General features: G+C 54.9%; 3 protein-coding genes and 1 pseudogene. 3 read left to right on the top strand and 1 reads right to left on the bottom strand.

Features of this window, described 5'->3' with window-relative positions; translation table 11 throughout:
* The 3 genes and pseudogenes from ABK249_RS33725 to ABK249_RS33715 all read left to right on the top strand — a co-directional run.
* Positions 1-194, top strand: a pseudogene (locus ABK249_RS33725) (ISAs1 family transposase); the annotation flags it as partial.
* A gap of 583 nt (positions 195-777) precedes the next feature.
* A complete protein-coding gene (locus ABK249_RS33720) occupies positions 778-1,410 on the top strand; it encodes a TetR/AcrR family transcriptional regulator (RefSeq protein ID WP_210058902.1) in 633 nt (210 codons plus the stop codon).
* A gap of 189 nt (positions 1,411-1,599) precedes the next feature.
* Entirely contained in the window at positions 1,600-1,779 is a 180-nt protein-coding gene (locus ABK249_RS33715) for a hypothetical protein (RefSeq protein WP_210058900.1), read from the top strand.
* A 79-nt stretch (positions 1,780-1,858) separates the two neighbouring features.
* Here ABK249_RS33715 and ABK249_RS33710 read toward each other — a convergent pair.
* Positions 1,859-1,976 (bottom strand): transposase domain-containing protein (locus ABK249_RS33710; RefSeq protein ID WP_348864916.1); only part of this gene is annotated, 118 nt, incomplete at its 5' end.

The raw sequence follows: 1,976 nt of genomic DNA, 5'->3' as shown, positions 1-1,976 counted from the left end.
ACTGGGTGCTGGACATGGTCTTCCGCGACGACGAATGCCGCGTCCGAACCGAAAACGCCCCGGCCAACTTCACCACCATCAAACATATCGCAACCAATCTGCTGCGATTGCCGACCACCAGAGATTCACTCCGCTCAAGGCGAAAAATCGCCGCCTGGGACGACGACTTCCTCGCAAGCCTCATTGCTCGATGAGCCGTTCACCCGATTCCCCTGGCCCATCAGTAGGACGGTCATGCATAAGACGGGCTAAAGCGTTAAGCCAGTAACTCAACCTCACACGTCGATCTCAGATAAAAAATGCGTTCGCCGGACGCTCACGCCGTCTGGGGGGCATCCACATGCGGTAATCGCGGGGCGATGCCCCTCCAGTAGTTGGGAACCCGCAGTCCTCACAACACTTGTCAATTCTGTTGCAACTAAACGGAAGACCGTTTACATGACGAGGCTAATCATCAGCATCCATTCTCTAGCGAAACAGAAGGTTTTCATAAGGGCGGTTTTGATTCAGCTGCAAATGAGCGCTCATCGGTCTTCTCCGGTCAGAGTGATGGCGCCAGTTGTGCCAATAAGGGTCTATACGTTACGTTCCAACACTACGTCCGGCGACAAACTTTGCATTGCCGACAAGGTGACCGACAGCCTTGACATGCTGCACCCGCTGATAAGCCGTCGTGCCGGAAGGTCAGATTGCCTTCAGGTCAAGGTATACCTACGGGATTGAACAGCGTAGGCGCTTGTACGGAGGTCTGGTAGCTTAATAGAGAGGGAGATACATGTGAGGCGAACCAAAGAACAGGCCGCCCAAACTGCCGAGCAAATCCTACTGGCCGCGGAAAACCTATTTTTGGAGCAAGGATACGACGATGTCTCTCTCGAAGAAATCGCTGCCTCTGCTAACGTTACACGCGGGGCCGTACACTGGCACTTCAAGAACAAACAGGGCTTGCTACGTAGTATGCGGAGGAAGGCGCTAGAGCCCTACCGGAAACTCGTTGATGATCTCTCTGAAAATACCAGAGTCGCGTCGATGGACACCCTCTGCACCCTCATTTCGGACATGTTTCGGCGAATCCAAGCGGAACCTCGATATCAAGGGCTATTTTGTGCGATGGCCCGGCTCGATCTTACCATGGCCGCAAAGAATGAAGCCGATGGCCGTACGTTTCGGGAAGAGAAATACGCCCTTCTAGTTCGTATCTTCGAGCTCATTGAACAGGAGTCAGGGTTACCCGATCCATGGACACCTAACAAAGTTGCATCGGCATTCAATGCCAGTGTCAGCGGCCTGATGTTAGAGTGGGCGCTTGGACGAGGTACGATTCGGCTTGTTCCGGATGGAATAGTGTTTGTCAAAGCACTTTTGGGGCTCTGGGTAAACAGAGGTTCGCCCATCAGCTCGTCGCAATAGTCGACCGTGAAGAACACGTTTTCATTGTAGCGGGGAGGATTGTCCGTGGTGATAGTGCCTTGATGACCGCGCGTCGGATGGCTGGCAGTGTTGGCTTATGCGGCAGGCGGTAGTGCAACCTACACCGAGTCAAGCGGACAGGGCGCTTTCGTATTTTGATCGGGGCAGTCGAGAGGAAAGGAGGTTGCAATGCCAATGTTGGCAGACGCTCACACCGGCCGCGATCGGGTGGCAACCATCGCCGCCCTTCATCGCGGGCACGACAGCGCCGACAAGGCGGAAGAACTCCACCATATCGCCTGCGCCTTGGCGGACATGGTGGGTTTGATAGAGTTGAGAACCGAACTGGTCGCTTCAGATTGGAGATAGCATGAGCCGTCATACGATCACCCTTTGCCGAGGCGAAGAACGGGATGACGAAGCCACGATCGGTTTCGATCGTAAGCGGTCAGCCGATGGCGTGGGACTTGAAGTTCCAGGGCATGAGCGCCTCGATTTCAGATACGGGCCAGCCTTGAGCGATGCGGTTCAAGGTCTGGGAGAGCCAGTCAAGCGGATCGACGTTG

It is taken from the genome of Neorhizobium phenanthreniclasticum (genome assembly GCF_040066075.1).
GTDB lineage: Bacteria > Pseudomonadota > Alphaproteobacteria > Rhizobiales > Rhizobiaceae > Neorhizobium > Neorhizobium petrolearium.
The sequence above is the reverse complement of the archived record's forward strand: the minus strand, read 5'-3'. Positions and strand labels throughout refer to the sequence as shown.